Origin of the sequence: Rossellomorea vietnamensis (assembly GCF_025398035.1) — a bacterium.
Classification (GTDB): domain Bacteria; phylum Bacillota; class Bacilli; order Bacillales; family Bacillaceae_B; genus Rossellomorea; species Rossellomorea vietnamensis_B.
This window is the reverse complement of sequence record NZ_CP104558.1, coordinates 3,646,746-3,665,730: the sequence shown is the minus strand read 5'-3', so window position 1 is coordinate 3,665,730 and position 18,985 is coordinate 3,646,746. Positions and strand designations below refer to the sequence as shown.

Annotated in this window: 24 protein-coding genes; 11 read left to right on the top strand and 13 right to left on the bottom strand. The window is 43.4% G+C overall.

What is annotated here, in order from left to right; translation table 11 throughout:
* Positions 1–71: 71 nt before the first annotated feature.
* Positions 72–1,289, bottom strand: a complete 1,218-nt coding sequence (locus N5C46_RS18710; RefSeq protein WP_034763985.1) for an NAD(P)/FAD-dependent oxidoreductase — start codon at positions 1,287–1,289, stop codon at positions 72–74.
* A 484-nt stretch (positions 1,290–1,773) separates the two neighbouring features.
* Here N5C46_RS18710 and N5C46_RS18705 point away from each other — a divergent pair, with 484 nt between their 5' ends.
* Complete coding sequence (locus tag N5C46_RS18705) at positions 1,774–2,772, top strand: NAD(P)/FAD-dependent oxidoreductase (protein ID WP_034763982.1); 999 nt, start codon at positions 1,774–1,776, stop codon at positions 2,770–2,772.
* Between the two features lie 185 nt (positions 2,773–2,957).
* Positions 2,958–3,602: an SDR family oxidoreductase gene (locus N5C46_RS18700; protein WP_261749769.1), complete on the top strand. Its 645-nt coding sequence runs from the start codon at positions 2,958–2,960 to the stop codon at positions 3,600–3,602.
* Between the two features lie 49 nt (positions 3,603–3,651).
* Here the strand turns inward: N5C46_RS18700 and N5C46_RS18695 are convergent, their stop codons facing one another.
* The gene (locus N5C46_RS18695; RefSeq protein WP_226677042.1) at positions 3,652–4,014 is read right to left on the bottom strand and encodes a HesB/IscA family protein; all 363 of its coding nucleotides are present in this window, start codon (positions 4,012–4,014) and stop codon (positions 3,652–3,654) included.
* 217 nt (positions 4,015–4,231) lie between these two features.
* On the opposite strand from N5C46_RS18695, the gene N5C46_RS18690 reads away from it, so the two are divergent.
* On the top strand, positions 4,232–4,930 hold the full coding sequence (locus N5C46_RS18690; protein WP_261749768.1) for a DUF2225 domain-containing protein: 699 nt from the start codon (positions 4,232–4,234) through the stop codon (positions 4,928–4,930).
* A gap of 85 nt (positions 4,931–5,015) precedes the next feature.
* Here the strand turns inward: N5C46_RS18690 and N5C46_RS18685 are convergent, their stop codons facing one another.
* Positions 5,016–5,258: a YuzB family protein gene (locus N5C46_RS18685; protein WP_261749767.1), complete on the bottom strand. Its 243-nt coding sequence runs from the start codon at positions 5,256–5,258 to the stop codon at positions 5,016–5,018.
* A gap of 321 nt (positions 5,259–5,579) precedes the next feature.
* On the opposite strand from N5C46_RS18685, the gene N5C46_RS18680 reads away from it, so the two are divergent.
* Positions 5,580–6,647, top strand: coding sequence for an NAD(P)/FAD-dependent oxidoreductase (locus N5C46_RS18680; protein WP_034763767.1), 1,068 nt, complete (start codon positions 5,580–5,582; stop codon positions 6,645–6,647).
* A gap of 95 nt (positions 6,648–6,742) precedes the next feature.
* Here N5C46_RS18680 and N5C46_RS18675 read toward each other — a convergent pair whose 3' ends face one another.
* A complete protein-coding gene (locus N5C46_RS18675; RefSeq protein ID WP_261749766.1) occupies positions 6,743–7,069 on the bottom strand; it encodes a YuzD family protein in 327 nt (108 codons plus the stop codon).
* Between the two features lie 187 nt (positions 7,070–7,256).
* Between N5C46_RS18675 and N5C46_RS18670 the strand changes: the two genes are divergently transcribed.
* A complete protein-coding gene (locus N5C46_RS18670; RefSeq protein ID WP_034763763.1) occupies positions 7,257–7,493 on the top strand; it encodes a NifU family protein in 237 nt (78 codons plus the stop codon).
* A 49-nt stretch (positions 7,494–7,542) separates the two neighbouring features.
* On the opposite strand, the gene N5C46_RS18665 is transcribed toward N5C46_RS18670, so the two are convergent.
* Both N5C46_RS18665 and yutH read right to left on the bottom strand, forming a co-directional pair.
* Complete coding sequence (locus N5C46_RS18665) at positions 7,543–8,505, bottom strand: 2-hydroxyacid dehydrogenase (RefSeq protein WP_261749765.1); 963 nt, start codon at positions 8,503–8,505, stop codon at positions 7,543–7,545.
* Between the two features lie 71 nt (positions 8,506–8,576).
* On the bottom strand, positions 8,577–9,578 hold the full coding sequence (gene yutH / locus N5C46_RS18660; protein ID WP_261749764.1) for a spore coat putative kinase YutH: 1,002 nt from the start codon (positions 9,576–9,578) through the stop codon (positions 8,577–8,579).
* Positions 9,579–9,811: 233 nt separating this feature from the next.
* Here yutH and N5C46_RS18655 point away from each other — a divergent pair, with 233 nt between their 5' ends.
* Entirely contained in the window at positions 9,812–10,312 is a 501-nt protein-coding gene (locus N5C46_RS18655) for a phosphatidylglycerophosphatase A family protein (protein WP_261749763.1), read from the top strand.
* 312 nt (positions 10,313–10,624) lie between these two features.
* Positions 10,625–10,747 carry a sporulation histidine kinase inhibitor Sda gene (sda, locus tag N5C46_RS18650; RefSeq protein ID WP_082386373.1) on the top strand — a complete coding sequence of 41 codons (123 nt, stop codon included), beginning with the start codon at positions 10,625–10,627 and terminating at the stop codon, positions 10,745–10,747.
* On the opposite strand, the gene N5C46_RS18645 is transcribed toward sda, so the two are convergent.
* From N5C46_RS18645 to N5C46_RS18635, 3 genes are all read right to left on the bottom strand, one after another.
* Positions 10,744–10,995: a helix-turn-helix domain-containing protein gene (locus tag N5C46_RS18645; protein ID WP_261749762.1), complete on the bottom strand. Its 252-nt coding sequence runs from the start codon at positions 10,993–10,995 to the stop codon at positions 10,744–10,746. The two genes, sda and N5C46_RS18645, sit on opposite strands and share 4 nt — an antisense overlap.
* A gap of 579 nt (positions 10,996–11,574) precedes the next feature.
* Positions 11,575–12,339, bottom strand: coding sequence for a TIGR01457 family HAD-type hydrolase (locus N5C46_RS18640; protein WP_261749761.1), 765 nt, complete (start codon positions 12,337–12,339; stop codon positions 11,575–11,577).
* Positions 12,340–12,458: 119 nt separating this feature from the next.
* Positions 12,459–12,896 (bottom strand): DUF86 domain-containing protein, encoded by a 438-nt coding sequence (locus N5C46_RS18635; protein ID WP_261749760.1) that lies wholly within the window; start codon positions 12,894–12,896, stop codon positions 12,459–12,461.
* A gap of 136 nt (positions 12,897–13,032) precedes the next feature.
* Here N5C46_RS18635 and N5C46_RS18630 point away from each other — a divergent pair, with 136 nt between their 5' ends.
* Positions 13,033–13,302 carry a DUF3055 domain-containing protein gene (locus tag N5C46_RS18630; protein WP_034763751.1) on the top strand — a complete coding sequence of 90 codons (270 nt, stop codon included), beginning with the start codon at positions 13,033–13,035 and terminating at the stop codon, positions 13,300–13,302.
* A gap of 73 nt (positions 13,303–13,375) precedes the next feature.
* Positions 13,376–13,684: a hypothetical protein gene (locus N5C46_RS18625; protein WP_034763749.1), complete on the top strand. Its 309-nt coding sequence runs from the start codon at positions 13,376–13,378 to the stop codon at positions 13,682–13,684.
* A gap of 42 nt (positions 13,685–13,726) precedes the next feature.
* On the opposite strand, the gene N5C46_RS18620 is transcribed toward N5C46_RS18625, so the two are convergent.
* Complete coding sequence (locus N5C46_RS18620; protein ID WP_044338154.1) at positions 13,727–14,002, bottom strand: YutD family protein; 276 nt, start codon at positions 14,000–14,002, stop codon at positions 13,727–13,729.
* Positions 14,003–14,105: 103 nt separating this feature from the next.
* Between N5C46_RS18620 and N5C46_RS18615 the strand changes: the two genes are divergently transcribed.
* Positions 14,106–14,822, top strand: coding sequence for a YhcN/YlaJ family sporulation lipoprotein (locus tag N5C46_RS18615; protein ID WP_261749759.1), 717 nt, complete (start codon positions 14,106–14,108; stop codon positions 14,820–14,822).
* An 82-nt stretch (positions 14,823–14,904) separates the two neighbouring features.
* Here the strand turns inward: N5C46_RS18615 and lipA are convergent, their stop codons facing one another.
* Positions 14,905–15,822 (bottom strand): lipoyl synthase, encoded by a 918-nt coding sequence (gene lipA, locus N5C46_RS18610; protein ID WP_034763745.1) that lies wholly within the window; start codon positions 15,820–15,822, stop codon positions 14,905–14,907.
* A 219-nt stretch (positions 15,823–16,041) separates the two neighbouring features.
* Here lipA and N5C46_RS18605 point away from each other — a divergent pair, with 219 nt between their 5' ends.
* A complete protein-coding gene (locus tag N5C46_RS18605; RefSeq protein ID WP_420720423.1) occupies positions 16,042–17,043 on the top strand; it encodes a M23 family metallopeptidase in 1,002 nt (333 codons plus the stop codon).
* A gap of 38 nt (positions 17,044–17,081) precedes the next feature.
* Here the strand turns inward: N5C46_RS18605 and N5C46_RS18600 are convergent, their stop codons facing one another.
* Complete coding sequence (locus tag N5C46_RS18600) at positions 17,082–17,189, bottom strand: methionine/alanine import family NSS transporter small subunit (protein ID WP_079532007.1); 108 nt, start codon at positions 17,187–17,189, stop codon at positions 17,082–17,084.
* 1 nt (position 17,190) lies between these two features.
* Complete coding sequence (locus N5C46_RS18595) at positions 17,191–18,717, bottom strand: sodium-dependent transporter (RefSeq protein ID WP_261749758.1); 1,527 nt, start codon at positions 18,715–18,717, stop codon at positions 17,191–17,193.
* Between the last annotated feature and the right edge of the window lie 268 nt (positions 18,718–18,985).

Genomic DNA, 18,985 nt, shown 5'->3' with positions numbered 1-18,985 from the left:
ACCTCCGTCTAATTCCTTCATAATAAAAAGCAGAGTGGAATCCACTCTGCTTTCATTTTAACCTTCAAGGCTTAAAAGAACTTGAATTTACCTTTTTTGAACACTAGTGATGGTCCACCAACCATGTAAAGAGCACGGTTGTCGACAACCTTCTTCATGAAGGAAGCTTTAGTACCGGTGATTTTCTTGCCATAGACGACACCGATCGCATCATCTTCACCAAGTGAACATACGGTACCTTTGATGTCCGGAGTGAATAATTCCAGATCCTCTTTACCGTGCAGTAAAGATGCGATGTTACGGGCACATACTTCCCCTTGCTGCATAGCGATCTGTGCAGTCGGCGGGTATGGACGATCCGTTTCTTCATTGATCATCAGTGAACAGTCACCAATGATGAAGATATTGTCATGTCCAGGTGCGCGAAGATCACGGTTGATTTTGACGCGGGCACGCATGTTTTCGATTCCAGCTCTTTCGATGATGGAGTTACCACGAACACCTGCAGCCCATACAATCGTACCAGCTTTGATTTCTTCGACTTCATCTTCACCTTTGGAGATGAGTACGCTGTCTGCCTTTGCTTCTTTCAGTGGAGTTCCGATATGGAATTCCACGCCTTTTTTCTCAAGCTTGGCACGTGCGTATTTTACTAGCTCCGGATCGAATCCAGGAAGGATCATCGGTGCAGCTTCCACACATACGATGCGCACTTTCTTACGGTCTATATCATATTCATGGCAAAGCTCAGGAACACGGTTACCCAGTTCTCCGAGGAATTCGATACCAGTGAACCCTGCTCCACCTACAACAATGGTCAAGCGTTCATCGTTCAATTCTCCTTCGTTCTTATACGTAGCAAATTGCAATTCAATGTGCTCACGGATTTGACGGGCAGAGTTGATGTTCGAAATCATGAATGCATGCTCATGAAGGCCTTGAATTCCGAATGTCTCGGATTCTGCACCAAGAGCCACTACCAGGTAATCAAATTCTACTTCGCCTTCACCCGTGATGACTTTCTTCTCTTCCACTTTGATATCTTCAACAGTCGCTTGCAGGAAGTTCACTTTGCTCGTGTTGACAACGTCTTTCACGTCGTAGCGCACACGGTCGTGATGTAGCGTACCTGCTGAAGCTTCGTGTAACCAAGTGGTTTCATAATGATAATCGTTCTTATTAATTAAAATAATTTCTGCTTCATTTGTTCCGAGTTGCTTTTGAAGACGGGTTACCGTCATTAATCCACCATAACCTGCACCTAATACAACGATTCTTGGCTTTCTCAACTGAATCACATCCACCTTTTTTGATAAATTTGCTTTGGATACTCTTAGAGTCCTCCACATTATGCGTTTTTATCCCGTTCAATCTGATACTATTATCTTTTTCCCTATAAAAAGGAAGCTAAAACAAATCAAACGCGATGTTTTTTCCTTATTGAAAAAGGAAATAGTGTATAAAAATATGAGAACAAAGTATGTGACATATTTCACGAACTACTCCATAGTTATGCGAAAATTGTCATAAATTCTTAACAATATGTCTACATTACATAATATTCTTTTTGCCTAGCATTTTCAAGATATATATAGGAAATTAAATTCTTAAGAATATTTAAAAAATGTCTGTTGAATCAATCAAAAGTCGTAGCTTCTTTCATAGATAAGTCTGATTTATCTGAACATACATCTTCTATCATTGGGAATAATCAAAAGCTGTGTGATAGAATAAAGGTAAAAGAAGCATATCTAAATGGTTGGAGGGATCAAGTTGAAGGAAGATCAAAAAGTGTATGATATTACGATCATAGGCGGCGGTCCAACGGGGCTGTTTACAGCGTTCTATGGCGGAATGAGAAAAGCATCAGTCAAGATCATCGAAAGTTTACCACAACTCGGGGGGCAGCTTGCTACTCTTTATCCTGAGAAATACATATATGACGTTGCCGGCTTTCCAAAAGTGAAGGCCCAGGACCTCGTCAATAATCTAAAAGAGCAAATGGCGAAATTCGAAACGACCATCTGTCTGGAGCAGGCCGTGGAAGGTGTAGAAAAACAGGCTGACGGCATGTTCAAGCTTACCACCGATAAAGAAGTCCATTTTTCCAGAACGATCATCATTACGGCAGGGAACGGCGCCTTCCAGCCACGCCGCCTGGAACTCGAGCATGCGTCTGAATTTGAAGGTAAAAACCTTCATTACTTTGTCGATAACCTCGAGCATTTCAGAGGGAAGAAAGTGGTCATTTGCGGCGGCGGGGACTCTGCTGTTGATTGGGCGCTTATGCTTGAGCCGGTTGCAGAAAAAGTTTATCTCGTACATAGACGCGATAAATTCAGGGCTCATGAGCACAGCGTGGAGAATTTACACAACTCCACGGTTGAACTGAAAACCCCATACGTCCCATCTGAGTTGGTCGTCGATGAAGAGAAGATCAATCAGCTCGTACTGGAGGAAACGAAAGGCGACGAAAAGGAAATTATCGACCTTGATGAATTAATTGTCAATTTCGGATTTGTCTCCTCCCTCGGTCCGATCAAAGATTGGGGTCTTGAAATCGAAAAGAATTCAATCGTGGTCAATTCCAGAATGGAAACGAATATCCCGGGCATTTATGCAGCCGGTGATATCAGTACGTATGATGGGAAAGTCAAACTCATTGCAAGTGGATTCGGCGAGGCCCCGACAGCCGTCAACAATGCCAAAGCGTATATGGATCCAAAAGCAAGGGTGCAGCCGATGCACAGTACGTCCATGTTTACGGATTAATACCATTCAAGGCTCAGGATACCGTATCCTGGGCTTTTTTTTATTGATATTAGAGTTTGCGATCACAACTTCCTTCCGACCATTGTGCTCTTCACCTATTCACGCCGACTCCCTTGTTTATTTTCATTATGAATGGGTAGACCAATAGTAGGACAAAAAATTTCAGATAAAGGATGATGTGTAAAATGAATGTGTTAGTTATTGGAGCAAACGGCAGCACTGGCCGCCATATATTAAAAGAGCTTTCAAATAGCAGTCAGCATTTCGCGAGAGCCATGATCCGAAAGACAGAACAGGCGAAGGAAATGGAAGACTTGGGAGCAAGACCGATTGTTGCAGATCTTGAACAGGATTTCTCGTATGCCCTTGAAAATGTGAATGCCGTCATTTTTGCAGCCGGCAGTGGTGGATCGACTGGGGATGACAAGACGTTAGCCATCGACCAGGAGGGTGCTAAGAAAGCAGTGGATTATGCGAAGAAGATGGGAATCGAGCGTTTTGTGATGCTCAGCTCCATGGGGGCCGATAATCCTTCAAGCGGACCGGATGAATTACAATTCTATTTAAAAGCCAAAGGTGCTGCCGATGCCCACTTGAAAGAGAGCGGCTTGAACTATACCATCGTACGGCCAGGATCCCTTTCATTCGATGATGCAACCGGAAAGATCGAAGCGGCAACAAGCATCACGGATAAAAGTCGTGACATTTCCCGTGCAGATGTCGCGAAAGTACTCGTGGACTCTTTAACCATCGAAGAAACCAACCACAAAGTATTCGAAATCTTAAGCGGTGACACACCTGTTGAAGAAGCACTGAAAAATATTCATTAAGAGCGAAAAAGGGACGGACCTCAATTTGTGAGGTCCGTCCCTTTTATGTTTAGCAATTTTCCGGCGTACCTTTATTCGTCGCCGTCACGAAAGACGATCCGCACCCGCATGAAGCGATGGCGTTCGGATTGTCGATGGTGAATCCGCCGCCCATCATGGACTGCTTGTAATCTATTTTTGTTCCATTCAGGATGGCAGCATCATTTTTTGCTACGACCAGCTTGATTCCATGCTGTTCTGTCGTTGTATCTCCATCTTGAAGCTCATGTTCAAATCCCATACCATAAGAAAGGCCGCTGCAGCCTCCCCCTTTTACCGCTACTCGTAACATGGCATCTGTTTCGTCATGTTCCTTCATCATATCTTTAATCTGAAGGGCAGCAGCTTCTGTTAGAATGACAACTTCACTCATTCATTACACCCCCAACCTTTTCATTTCTTACTACTTAGTATACTCCTTTCTATTTTACTACTCAACCGATGGGGCTTTGGTGAATGATTGGAAGGATAATTATACGAATATTCTCATTAAACACAACTTTTTACTCAACACGAATAGAAAATACTGGTTCACTTCACCTTCACCAAGGTATAATAAGGTAAATAGTCCCGATTATGAGGTGAGATTCATGACGGTGGTGACGCCCTTTTATGATAAAAAGACGCAATGTCTTTCGTGTAAACACTCCTTCAGTACGACAAAGATACGGTCCCGCTTTGTAAAGCTTTCAGGCTATGACAGTGACTTTTGTCCCCTGTATCAAGCAGCTGAAATAAACCCTTTGCTTTATAACGTTTCGGTTTGCCCGAGATGCGGGTTTTCATATACAGATGACTTCACTGCCTATATCCCACCTGTGCTCAAGAGTGAACTGAAAGAGAAGATCAGTCTGCACTGGCAGCCTCAGGATTACGGAAAGCTCAGGTCATATGAAGATGCGATCAACACGTATAAGCTTGCTGCTTATTGTGCTTTGATCAAAAAGGAAAAAAAGTTGACCATTGCAGGGTTATATCTCCGGACTGCCTGGCTCTACCGGAAAACGGATGATCAAGAACAGGAAAGGCGCTTTATTAACCTTGCTACACATGAGTACATAGATGCTTATATGACAGATGGTACATCAGGTTCTCTAATGTCTGAAACAAAGCTTCTATACATCATTGCCGAATTACTCAGGAGACAGAATAAAATCGAGGAATCCGTAATCTATCTTTCTAAAGTCATCGGAAAGCAGCATCTGTCTACTGAACCGAAGATCATTGATATGGCCAGGGAACGGTGGTACGAGATCAGGGAAGAATATAAAGAATCTAAATCGATGTAAAAAGAACACTGGTGGACACTCCACCAGTGTTCTTTCGTTTATTCCAAATGAACAAAAAAATAAGCCGGTCAATACCGGCTTTTCGTTAGAACATCGGGTTTTCTTCAAGGAATTGATAGATATGATCCACCAGTTCTTCAGGCGTGTCGCCTGTTACGACCTCCCCGTTGACGAGAGCATAAAAGGACTGGGCGCATTTTCCGCAGTATCCCAGGCATCCGTACTCAATGACATCAAGGTTCGGGTCTCTTTCTAATATCTCAAGCGCCTTTTGCGCACCGCTAGCAAGATTGCTTATACAAAATTCAATAATAGGTTTCAATTCCATCACCTCACTACTCTTTGTTATGCTACCTTTTTTTGACCTTATCGTCAATGATTTGCATTCCATGTAATGGTATAACAGATTGTGAACATTTTCGCTTATTTCTGTTGTGAAAACACCTTTATTTCGATATACTTTTAATGTTAATAGGTTTATTTATGTAGAATTTACTCGAATTATGCTTCACATTGAAAATGCTTACTTTGCCAGGACCCGCTCCGGCGTGACTGTCCTTTAATCCTGTCCCGATCCATAACGGGATATAAATCATATACAAACACACTATTTCAACAATAATGTAGAGTGCAAAAAGGGGAAATTTCCATGAAACAATTAGTTCTGCTTGGCGGAGGATATGGGAACATGCGCGTCCTTCTTCGCTTGTTACCCAACCAATTACCTGAAGATGTATCGATTACCCTGATTGACAGAAATCCTTATCACTGTCTGAAGACAGAATACTATGCGCTTGCTGCCGGTACGATTTCAGATCAGCATGTACGCGTATCATTCCCGGAACATGCCCGGTTATCCTATGTATACGGAGATATCTCAGGCGTGGACATGGAGAATAAACTCGTTCGTATGAAAGATCAGGATCCCGTCCCTTATGACGACCTTGTCATCGGACTTGGGTGTGAAGATAAATATCATAATGTACCGGGTGCAGATGAACATACGTTCTCGATTCAAACAATTGAAAGGTCACGAAAAACGTATCAAACCCTGTGTAATCTTCCAGCGGGGTCAATCGTCGGAATCGTCGGCGCAGGCTTAAGCGGGATTGAACTTGCCAGTGAGCTTAGGGAAAGCCGTTCTGACCTGAAGATTAAGCTATTCGACCGTGGCCCGCGTATCCTAAATGCCTTCCCGGAACGTCTGAGCTCTTATGTTCACGGCTGGTTTGACGAAAATGGCGTAGAAATCGTGAACAATTCCAATATTACAAGAGTGGAACCGAATACACTGCATAACCACGAAGAACAGATTTTCTGTGATGCCATCGTGTGGACTGCCGGGATTCAACCGAGCAAGGTCGTTCGCGATATGGATGTGGAAAAGGATGCAAGCGGTCGCGTCATCCTGACAAAGTATCATAACCTGCCACAGGATGAGAACGTGTATGTGGTCGGTGACTGCGCAAGCCTTCCTCAAGCTCCAAGTGCGCAACTTGCCGAAGGGCAGGCAGAACAAATCGTCACCATTTTACTGAAGCGCTGGAATAACGAAGAGCTTCCGGCAGAGCTACCAAAGATCAAGCTAAAGGGGATCCTTGGTTCACTCGGAAAGAAGCATGGCTTCGGACTGGTGAATGAGCGCTCCATTACAGGACGGGTCGCCCGATTGTTGAAATCCGGAGTATTGTGGATGTATAAATATCATAATGGATGATGTAATAAGAACCGCTCGTGGGCGGTTCTTTTTTATGCGCATTATTCCATCAAAAAAAGGCTTCCTCTATAGAAAGCCTTTCTCACCAAGATTGATCAAACCGCCTTATATCCATACTTCTCAAGTTCTGAGTAGATCGTCTTCAGACGGGGATTTCCTTCTCCGACAATTTTGCCTTCCAATAAGACAATGGGATAGAACATATCTTCTTCCACTACCCTTGAGGCAAACTGTTTCACCGATTCTTCTTCCGGCGGATTATGGATATCCACATATTTAATGACAAATGGTTGATTTGGATATTTCCTGCTCACTGCAGCCTCCAGCCATTCGTACGTTTCTTTCGATGATGGCAAGTTCACGCAGCTTGGACAAAGTATTTCTGCCCCGTACACGTAAAGTTCAACTGGCTTACGATTCATGTGATTCTCCCCCTTATTCCCCTCTTTTGTTTATTTTACAAAAAAAGCAGGGGGGTTGGAACCATTTTCTTTCTGGAAACGGAATGGGAAACATTTCTTGAAAAAGAAATGCCCAATCCTTTGCAGGTTGATAGATTTTTTGCGAATATGTCATTATAATAGATAGTAAGGAAAGGAGTAGATAATTATGGCTGAAAACGAAATGATTGCACCCGTTCAGGAAGTATTAGATAAATTACGTCCGTTCCTACTTCGCGATGGTGGAGATTGTGAACTTGTAGACGTTGAAGACGGCATTGTGAAATTGCGCCTTCTTGGTGCTTGCGGAAGCTGCCCAAGTTCAACCATCACATTAAAGGCAGGAATCGAACGCGCATTGGTGGAAGAAGTTCCTGGTATCGTTGAAGTAGAGCAAGTATTCTAATCGAGATTTAATCTAAAAACCTGAATCCTTATTTGGATTCAGGTTTTTTTTACTTTACCGCTGTTTTCGGGTTGTCCCCTTTAAGAACGGCCTGTATGTTCTCTACACACAGGGTCATCATGTCAAGACGGGTGTCTTTGGAAGAGCTTCCGATATGGGGGAGGGCGACGACTTGATCCAATTGGAGGAGAGGATGATCCTCGCTTATCGGTTCGGTTTCGAATACATCCAGGCCGGCTCCCGCGATGTCTCCCCTCTTTAACGCCTGCAGGAGGGCCGCTTCATTGACGATGGCTCCACGTGCTGCATTGATGAAGATCGCTGTGTTCTTCATTTTTCTGAATTGATCTTCCTGGAACATACCCTGTGTTTCCGTGTTTAAAGGTGCCAGGACGACCACGAAATCCGATTGGGCAAGAATGTCATCGAATGACACATATCGGACTCCAAGGGTCTCTTCGGCTTCGGGTTTACGGGAACGGTTATGGTACAGTACTTCCATATTAAATCCTTTCGCCCTTCTCGCCACAGCTTCCCCGATGCTTCCCATTCCGACGATCCCCATCGTTTTATGATGAATATCCGTTCCGGCAAGGAGAAGGGGTGACCAGCTTTTCCACTTCCCTTCTTTAATATACCGGTCGGCTTCTACGACTCGTCGTGAGGTTGCCATCAGGAGGGCGAAAGTTAAATCCGCCGTCGTTTCCGTCAGGACATCTGGTGTATTGGTGATTGTGACACCCTTTTCCTTTGCCGCTTCCAGATCGATATTATCGAAGCCCACCGCAAGGTTTGCCACAACTTTCAAATAGGAGGCATTCTGTAAGAGTTCCCGGTCGACCTTGTCCGATAGCATGGTAAGTAAAGCAGATGCTTTCTCTGCTTTCTCCAGGAGGATGTCCCTTGGTACCTGGGCATCCTCCTTTTCCCACATCTCCACATCGAACTCACTTTTTAATGGGGCGACCACGGCCTCAGGAAGTTTCCTCGTAATATAGATGAATGGTTTCATATACATCCCCTGCCTTCACTTTTCTTTAGTTTAGCATAAAAGGGAAGGCAGCTCCCTCGCGGCGAAATGGGTTACAGCCATGCAATGAGGGGAATTCCCCATTTCTTCACAGGAACCTCCGACATATGGTAAAAATCCGCCAGAAACGCTTCGTATTGATGTGAATTCTTCAAATAGCGCTCCAGTTTCTCCTCGACTGTCTTTTTCTCCTGTTCTGATTGTGAAATGTAGTACTCCTCGATGCATTCGAAATAATGCAGGGGAAACAATAGCCGGGAATACAACAACCTCCATGCAAAAGGAGAAAGGGGTGTAACCGACTCATACTCTTTCATGAATTCCTGAAGCTCAGGATGAAACGTTTGGCTCCTCATGAAGTATCGTTCCCTCACCCACTCGGCTATGTCCCGGCTGCAATGGTCGAATACCCATTGAAACGGGAAATGTATGCACATTTCGGTCCCCCATGTGGAATCGAGAAATCGTTCATGACAGATCGTTCCGGCATCCTCTGCCTTCGGGTCTTCATCAAGCTCCGTATCGACCAGGTATTGAATGGCATTTTCCGAAAGCGCACTATAATAAGGATAACTCTCGACAAACCGGCGTTCAAACTCGTCAGCGGGCTGGTCCTGAATGACCTGATAATAGGCTTTTTCCAATTGAGCCATCCGCTTTTCCCACAGACTCTTCCACTGTCCCATGCGATTTATTTTTTCCACTTTCTCTTCGAAGGTCCGTCCCCTGAAATGGAATTTGCTTAGCTTTCGGCCGAGCTTATGATAAGGCGGGGATTCCATGCCCTCATTTCGAAGGACGACATAATCCTTATCCTTTTCCACTACGAGGAATTTCCCCTCATGGCTCTGTACAAAGGTCGACACATGCCGGTCCCCTGTGCTTTTCAGGTGTTCTGCTAATTTATAGAGTTCCACCAGGGTTTCCTGTTCCATATTCGATACACCCACAATACTATATACTAATCCCCCGACCATATATCGATCCATCATTCCATCGAAGAATGCCCGCTCAGGATGTAACCCAAAATGGTTTATTAAAATCTCTTGAGACATACCGACCTCTCCTATCTTTAATGACCGTTCTTTTTCATCATTCATGTGCTAAATGCGCTATCCGGGATCATCATTCCCAAGCATTTATGAATATCCAAATCCATGGATGGGCAAGAATGAGAACAGAAGCTATTATTATGTCTATTTTTCAATCGGGTATCATATGAGTAAAACAAGGCTTCGTCTAATCGAAATAGGGGTTTTATAATCTTTCAAGGAAAAAGGTGAATAAGATGAAGGATAAAGAGTCAATGGATTTATTAGAGAAAACAGCACGGAAATGGCTGCATGAAAGAGGAGTGGAAATAGAAGATATCGCTCAATTAGTCATGTACCTTCAACAGAAGTATCATCCTGATCTTGAATTGGAGGAATGTGTCTATAACGTGGAACGTGTATTGACGAAGCGTGAAGTGCAGAACGCTATACTTACAGGTATTCAACTTGATATATTAGCTGAGAAAAAGATGCTGATGGAACCCTTGCAGGCGATTGTTGAAGTAGATGAAGGATTATATGGTGTGGATGAAATCCTGGCCTTTTCCATTGTGAATGTATACGGATCAATCGGATTCACGAACTATGGATATATCGATAAACAGAAGCCGGGGATCCTGGAGCGATTGAATGATAAATCATCAGGTATGTGCCATACCTTCCTGGATGATATTGTAGGAGCCATTGCAGCGGCCGCTTCAAGCCGATTGGCACACCGGGCGAAAGGCGCAAAGTAGGGTATATAAGTATTCCAAATCAGACGACAGGGTCGTCTGATTTTTAGTGATGGAAGAAGTGCACAAGGTAAATAATACAATTAACCCTAAAAGATCATTCATTGTAAATAATTAGATCCATTTAACTAACTTAATGTTTGCACAACAGAGGATAGTTTTATATAATTACCACTATAGTTGTAATTATATTCATTATAGTTGTACCCAGGGCTAAACTGACTACATACACACCCAAAAAAGGCTATCACTCGTTTGGAGTCCGCAGCATCACACATTTCACATACGTTTTGAAAATGATCGAGGTGAGATCTTATTAAACTCCTGAGTGACAAAGCCCTTATCGATGCCTATACAAAAGCAAAACAGTTAAAACTCAGTAATGAATTCATCATTCTGATCGAACAAGAAATTAAAAAGAGAAAATTAGTTCATTAAAGAATCGTTTGATTGTAGATGTCTTCATGTTCTTCACAAGTCGGCATGATGTCTTCCCACTGTACGTCAAGAGCACACACAATGGCATTCAACTTGTTCAGGGACGGATTCGCCTCTCCCTTTTCAATCAACGAAATATAATTGACCGTTAATCCACATTTACGACTTAATTCTTGTATGGTGATTTCTTTCGCTCTTCTATGGTGCCTTATTTTCTTTCCGACAAGTCCTGTAACTGTAATACTCATTACCTCACTACCCTTTTAAAAATTCTTTAGAAATGACGTGGATTGTTTCGAAAATCAAGCTAAGAAACAGTGACTTTCATTCTTAAAGTTGTGTACATTCGTAAAGAATAGTTAGAAATTGAAAAGGTATCAATGCTAATAGTCCCCTACTACCTTTGATGTTTACCCTAGTTGGATACCTTTACACTTAATTTCGAAAACTTTTTTAAAAAAATTCATTAATTTCACTCATTCGTCTTCATGAACCTTCTGGGTACTCAAATATGCGTCATGGAAAGTTAACGTTAGTTAGAGGAAAAAACATAATTCATTAGGAGTATAATGTACGATCCTACTACTTATTTTTACAACAATATCTATAGAGGCATAGATATTGTTACCAAAAGGGCCACTGCAAAAGTCCCCCTTAGTATAAATAGTATTTTGCTTACTTCTTTTCACACTAGTTCTATTTTACTTATACAAACGTGTGTTGTCTATTATGAATATGTTACTAATTAAAGACATTTTCTTCTATTTGAGTACTCAGCAGGGTAATGAAAGATGTGGAGGCTGCAATCAGCCTCCACTTTTTTTATATTATATATCCCATTGATCCAATGTTTCAATTGTGTAGGTAGGCTGAATATGCTTTTCGGTCAACGCTTCTTTTGTTGTAACTCCTGTATGAACAAGGAGCGTATCGAGTCCTGCATTTATTCCTGCCAGGATATCTGTATCATAGTTATCCCCTACCATCAGGGTTTCTTCCTTTGAGACACCTAACACAGACAATGCCTGTTCCATGATGATGGACTCCGGCTTTCCGATAAAGATCGGTTCGGTCTGGGTGGAGACCGTCACGACAGACGTCAGGGAACCATTCCCCGGAAGCAATCCCCTTTCAGTCGGAATCGCGATATCTCCATTCGTTGAAATGAACGTTGCCCCGTTTCTCACCCCCAGGCAAGCGAGGGATAATTTCTCGTAATTAATCTCACGGTCAATCCCCACTACTACGAAATCCGGTTTATCTTCCTGCAGTGTAATGCCGTTTTCTTCAAGTGCTGAGCGTATCCCCTCTTCACCTATGACATAGGCCGTTCCTTCAGGCTTTTCCTTCGCCATATACTGTGCCGTCGCCATGGATGTCGTAAATACCTGTTCCTTTGTTGCGGGAATATCAAATGACCGCAATTTTTCCGCCACCTGTTCCGGTCTTCTTGAAGAGTTGTTCGTCACGAAGAGATAAGGTAAGCCTTTATCCTGCAGCCGCTTCACGAAATCCCCCGCTTCTTCAATCTTCTCCTTCCCTTTATACATCGTTCCATCCAAATCGATTAAATACCCTTTATACTCTTTCATCATCTACCTCCATTTAGTCTGGTTAGTATGTCCAATATTTCTATTTGCTTCATTAAAAGTCACTCTCTAAAGAAAATAAGACAGCGCTTCTGTTGAAAAGAAAGCGCTGTCAAATACGTTTAGTTTTTAAATGCCGAAACGGGGCCCAATTCATTTTCAAGGTAGTTTCGGACCTGTAACGGGAACTGGTTCAGTGTTTGGGACACTTCTTTCAGGATCGTATGTAATTGCTTGTGGTCGATGGTTGTATATTCCTGAACCAGTGATTTACGCTGTTCGACGAGGCGTTTCAGGTCTTCACTCATCTTGTCCGTGATCACTTTTTCATCCAGGAGAATATCAATGATATCCTCATAGCTCCCCGGATCCCTCATGATGAATCCATCGATCATGCTGTTCCCTACGTCCAAGACAGATTCAATGATGACGTGGGCAACCCTTTCGAGCGCCAATTTTTCCAGAGTAGCATTCCACTGTTCCTGACGGCTGAATATGTTTAGCTGCTCATCCATATAGACCAATATTTCTTCAATCTTTTCCCTGTCTACGAAATACATGATGCTCACCTCTCTCTTCAACAATAACCTGACACTTTATTTTAACATAATTTCACCTGGCCCATACAGGTACATCCTGCAATTCCCCTCTCAGTTTGGTATGATGAAATAAGCATAAAAAGAGGAGGACATCGTGATGAGTGAACGTTTTTATTTATATGACGATACAGAGAATACACGAACGCGATTCGTAAGTTTCATGGGGGAAAATCAGCGGTACGACCTGGCCATTACCCAAACGGAACGCTATTACGGCAAATCATTGGTACTGGATCTTCAGGGCAGTCGATTTGCCATCATGGGAAGAGATGACCTTGATGAACCGGGATACGTTGAGAGTGTATTTAAATTAACCGAAGAAGAAGCGGATGAATTACGGGACTTCTTAGGTGAAATCATTCTTTGATCCATTTGGTCCCCTGAGAGAATGAACTCCACCTCCCCCTCACATACTAATGGTATGAAAGGTGGGAGATAAAATGAGCAAAGACCGGAAATCCTATGACAAAGAAGACGAGGAATACAGTGACTTCTCCAATGTAGAAACCTACCGTAATTTCCTCGTCCCCGAGACACTTCCGGAAGGTCCTTACGGTGCTCCCAGAGGTAAGCATACCCCTGTCGAAAACAAGAGTACACCATGGGAAGAAGGCCAACGGTATTATAGTGCCTTCAACTACGAGAATAAATCCCTGCATCAGGATATACCCCGTCAGGAACCCGGATCGCATCCTGTTCATGCCGACCCGGATGTGAATGAAGAACCGCCCTATACTGAAAATAAATAAAAGAAAGGAACAAACGACCATCATCGTTTGTTCCTTTCACCATTATTTATTGACTTTCTTCACGAGAAAATAAGCGCACCCAAAATTACAGTATTCATATAAGTAATCCTTATGAGTACTCACCTTTGTGTCGAAAGAAGCCTTTTGATTGTGATCATCGAAGAATCCTTTCAATCGGAGCTGTCCGTATCCCCAATCACCAAGGATATAGTCGTACTTGCTTAAGATATCGCTATACCTTTCCTTGAAAGCTTCCTCGTTGAATCCGTCCCTGAATTCCTCGACGATTTCGTAGCACGTGTTCTGCACACAAATCACCTCTGTCCACCCACTTTCGTTTCCTTATTTTAAATTATAACGGATTGTCCATTAATTACTATGAAAAATTACCATTAGAGATGGTCACCCTACTAAATAGGGGGTGTTTAAGTTGAATAAATTACTTTTAGGTACAACGCTACTCGGCATCACGCTAATCGGAACAGCCTGTAATGGCATTGACACGGCCAATGAGGAAATGTTCCACGACAACGGGAATACCATTAACGTAAGTGACAGGGAAGACCTGTATAACGAAAATGGCTGGACCAAAAAAGGGGCACACCGTGGGGAAGAATTTGGTTATGTCCGACAGCAGAAGAGCCCTACCGGTGGTCAAAACATTTCCACGAAGGATATGTACAGTATCAATCGTGAGCAGGTAGCCGACAGCATCAGCAAAATGAGTGTCGCCCTTCCTGACGTGAAGGATTGCTCTACCCTCGTGACGGACGAAGAGGTTCTGGTCTCTTATGTGACCGACAAAAAAGATAAAGAAGGACGCTTCGAAGTCGCCGATCAGGTGAAAAAAACAGCTATGTCCGTCATTCCGCGCTGGTACCACGTCTATGTGACCGATGACAAAGCGTTAATGCGCAATGTTGAAAACCTGGCCAAAATGGATAGTGACAGCAAGAATGCGAATACTGCCATAGACGATACCATCAACTTGATGCTGAAAGACTCTCCACAAGGAAGAAACGTAAGCTCAGGTGAAAACTCAAATGGTGAGATGACGTCTGATCAATACGAAATGCGTGACGATGACACCCATAAGATCAATATGGACCGTCAGAAACGTAATGACCTAACGGATTGATGGTATAACCTCCATCTGCTGCAAAAAGGACTGACTGTCAGAGAGTTTCTCTTTCAGGTCAGTCCTTTAATGTTTCTCTAAATTATGCGTTCTGTACTTCCTGCTCACCTTTAGCTTGTCTTGCTTTCGCAGCTGCATTTACCTGCTCATCGGCATGGTAAGACGAGCGTACGAGAGGACCTGCTTCACAGTGGCTGAACCCTTTTTCCATTGCCGCTTCACGAAGTTCGGCAAATTCATCAGGATGATAATATTTTTGAACCTTCAAATGCTTCTTCGATGGTTGCAGATATTGACCTAATGTCACGATGTCAACATGATTGGCACGTAAATCATCCATTGTTTCGAGAATTTCTTCCTTCGTTTCCCCAAGACCGACCATGATGCTCGATTTCGTAGGAATATCCGGATTCAATTCTTTCGCACGGCGGAGGAATTCCAATGTACGATCATAAGTCGCACGGGCACGAACTCTTGGAGTCAGTCGGCGAACGGTTTCAACATTGTAATTCATGATGTCCGGCTTAGCATCCATCAATGTCTTGATATTATCGAATATCCCACCCATATCAGAAGGGAGTACTTCGATGGATGTGAACGGGCTCTTGCGACGGATAGCACGGACGGTTTCAGCAAAGACTTGTGAACCGCCGTCTTTCAAGTCATCACGGGCAACTGCCGTAATGACGACGTGCTTCAAGTTCATCAATTGCACGGAATCAGCAACGCGTTCCGGCTCTTTCAAGTCCAATTCAGTCGGAAGTCCTGTTTTAACGGCACAGAAACGGCAGGCACGTGTACAAATGTCACCCAGGATCATGAACGTAGCTGTACGTCTGGTTCCCCAGCATTCATGAATATTAGGACAACGGGCCTCTTCACAAACTGTATGAAGATTGTTTTCCCGCATCATTTTTTTTAGACCCATATAATTATCGTTCGTATTCAGCTTAATCTTAAGCCAATCCGGTTTACGAATGTGTTCATCTTTCTTACTCATACCCCTCATCTCCAATCCTAAATAATTCTGACTTAGGCAAAGAGTGAAACGTTGTCTCGTTCATCCTATGTAAAAAAAGCCATCATCAATATACTTCTTTTGTCACTTTATCATACTAAAAAAGTGAAAACAAGCATGTGATACCCTATTACCATTTATTGATGATTATGAATCCCCGATAACGATACAAACTACAGATAGGCCCCTAAAAATGGAGGGATGATTTTGTATAAACGATTGGTATTCTGCATTGTATTCTTCTTCATGATAAGCCCCTGTCAAAGCTTCGCAGCGGAAAAGCTGACAGATGAGCAGATACACACAAAAAGAATGGAACTGTTCCAGAAGAGTGAGGCTATGACTCAAATCCCCTGGTACTACCTGGCAGCCATTGATCAGTACGAACGCAGTCTGAGGTTCGCCCGGAAAGACAGGGAAAAGCCATCCTCTTTCATCTCGATTTATATGGAACCTGAAAAGTGGGTCGGACCATTGAACCCCCACTCAGAGGATGACAACCCTGAAACGATCGCTCTTTTCAACGGAATCGGCCGGGACGGGGATCATGACGGGAAAGCCAGCCTGAAAAGTGATGAAGATAAACTTGCCGCATTAACCGACTTTATCCTTCGTTACGGCATCGATCATGACAACTTCAAGCTTGCCCTCTGGGATTATTACAAGCGGGATAAAACCGTCAGTATCATTATGGGAAATGCCAAAATATATAAACAGTACGGAACGATTCATCTCAATCAGAAAGCCTTTCCGCTTCCCCTGAGATTTAACTATAGTTACCGGAACACCTGGGGAGACGCCCGTGGATGGGGTGGAAGACGGATCCATGAAGGGACGGACCTCTTCGCTGATTACGGTGTTCCAGTCAGGGCTACATCATATGGCATCATTGAGATGAAAGGCTGGAATCGGTATGGAGGCTGGCGAATCGGAATACGTGATATTAATAATACGTACCACTACTTTGCCCATTTGAGTGGTTTTGCCAAAGATCTTCATGTCGGACAAGTCGTTGAACCGGGAATGGTGGTCGGCGGTGTAGGAAGCTCAGGATATGGACCTCCGGGAACATCAGGGAAATTCCCGCCTCATTTGCATTATGGAATGTATAAGGATAATGGCCTGACAGAATGGTCCTTTGATCCATACCCTCATCTAAGAATGTGGGAACGCCAAGACAGGATCAAAAGCAGGAAACATTAAAAAAGCAGACAATGGGGACTCCACTGTCTGCTTCTTCCTTATACTTGTTTCTTCGATTTGGATACAGCGTTCATGATACTAGCTGCTAATCCACCCCAGATGATGACCATTCCGACTATCATCATTGTAATCGCGCTACCAGTCATGTTAGCTTACCTCCTTATAGCTATCGGCTTCTGTCTTGGCATGCCAGCGTTTAAATCCGAAGGCCACTCCTGCAATGATGGCAAATGCAGCTACGAACCATCCACTGTATAAAATGAAAGCATCAGAATATCCTTCGTAGTTACCAGTTTCCGTATCAAACTCTTTTAGTAAATTCATTTTGAATAATCCGAACATCATCCAACCAAGGACGATCGGTGTGATGACGCCCAAACATACTTTCCACCAGGCCCCAAGCTGGATATCCGATATTCCATTCGCATGGGATTGGAATGCCCCCAGCTTGCGAAGGAACCAGGCGATCACGACTACTTCCACTAATCCGACAAACGCCACTCCGAATTGGTTGATGAAGTAATCCGCAACATCAAGGAATAACAGACCACCCTGTGTTGCAAAGAGGATGGAAATGACAGCTGAAAGACCGCCACCGAATAGTACCGCTTTGTTGCGGGAAATCCCGAATTTCTCAGAGACGGCTGCCACATATGTTTCCGAAATGGAAATCAATGAAGACAGACCGGCCAGTACAAGTGAAGCAAAGAATAAGAAGCCAAAGACTTCGTTGAATGCCGGGAATTCGTTAATGATCTGCGGGAAGACAACAAACGCCAGTCCCACACCGCCACTTACAACATCCTGCACAGCCACACCTTGTGATTGTGCCATGAAACCAAGTGCTGCAAATACACCGATACCTGCCAATAGTTCGAACCCGGAGTTACTGAACCCTGTGATGAAGGCGTTGTTCGTAATATCCGATTTCTTTGGCAAATAACTTGAGTAGGTAATCATGATGGCAAAGGCAATGGATAAACTGAAGAAGATCTGTCCATATGCCGCCACCCATACGCCTGGATCGGCAATTTTACTGAAGTCCGGCTTGAAGAATGCATCCAGACCATCCATCGCACCAGGTAACGTTAAAGCGCGAACAACGATAATTAAGAATAAGATAACAAGTGCTGGAATAAAGATTTTATTCGCTACTTCGATTCCTTTCTTTACACCTTTGAAAAGAATGCCGAGTGTAACCGCCCATACGATCACAAGCGGGATGAATACCCCGGGAACCACACTGCCTGTCTGACCTGCATCAACCGACAATTTTAAATAATCACTGAACAGGAAGGATTCTGTATCCTTTCCCCAACCTAAATTGAAAGAAAAAACACTGTATGACATCGCCCAGGCGATAATGACGGCATAATAGGTAGAGATGACGAATGCAATTAAAACCTGCCACCATCCAAGCCATTCTGTTTTCTTATTAAGACGGAAATAAGATAACGGTGCTGAACCACGGTACTTATGACCAATTGTAAATTCAAGTACTAATAATGGAATACCTGCTGTTAGAAGAGCGAATAAATAAGGAATAAAGAATGCTCCTCCGCCGTTTTCATATGCTACTGCCGGAAAACGCCAAATGTTCCCTAATCCGATTGCTGAACCGACAGCTGCAAGAATAAATCCTGCCCGTGTACCAAACTGTGCACGATTCTCCATGTTGTTCCCCCCTAGTTCTTTCCAACTACCTGCCTTGAGGTATTTGAAATTTTTATATTTTCAGATTATTTATAATCTAAAGTCAGTATAGCTAGTTCCAGGACAATTGTCAAAGCTTTATTTTAGTGTTTTATTGAGAAATTAACCAAATTCCCACAGTACTATTTCACTATAAGAATTTTGTCGGATTTTGTGGAATGGGAGGCAATTGTATGACGGGGCTCCAAGCATAAAAAAAACCAGAAGCCGAATGGCTCCTGGTGTTCAT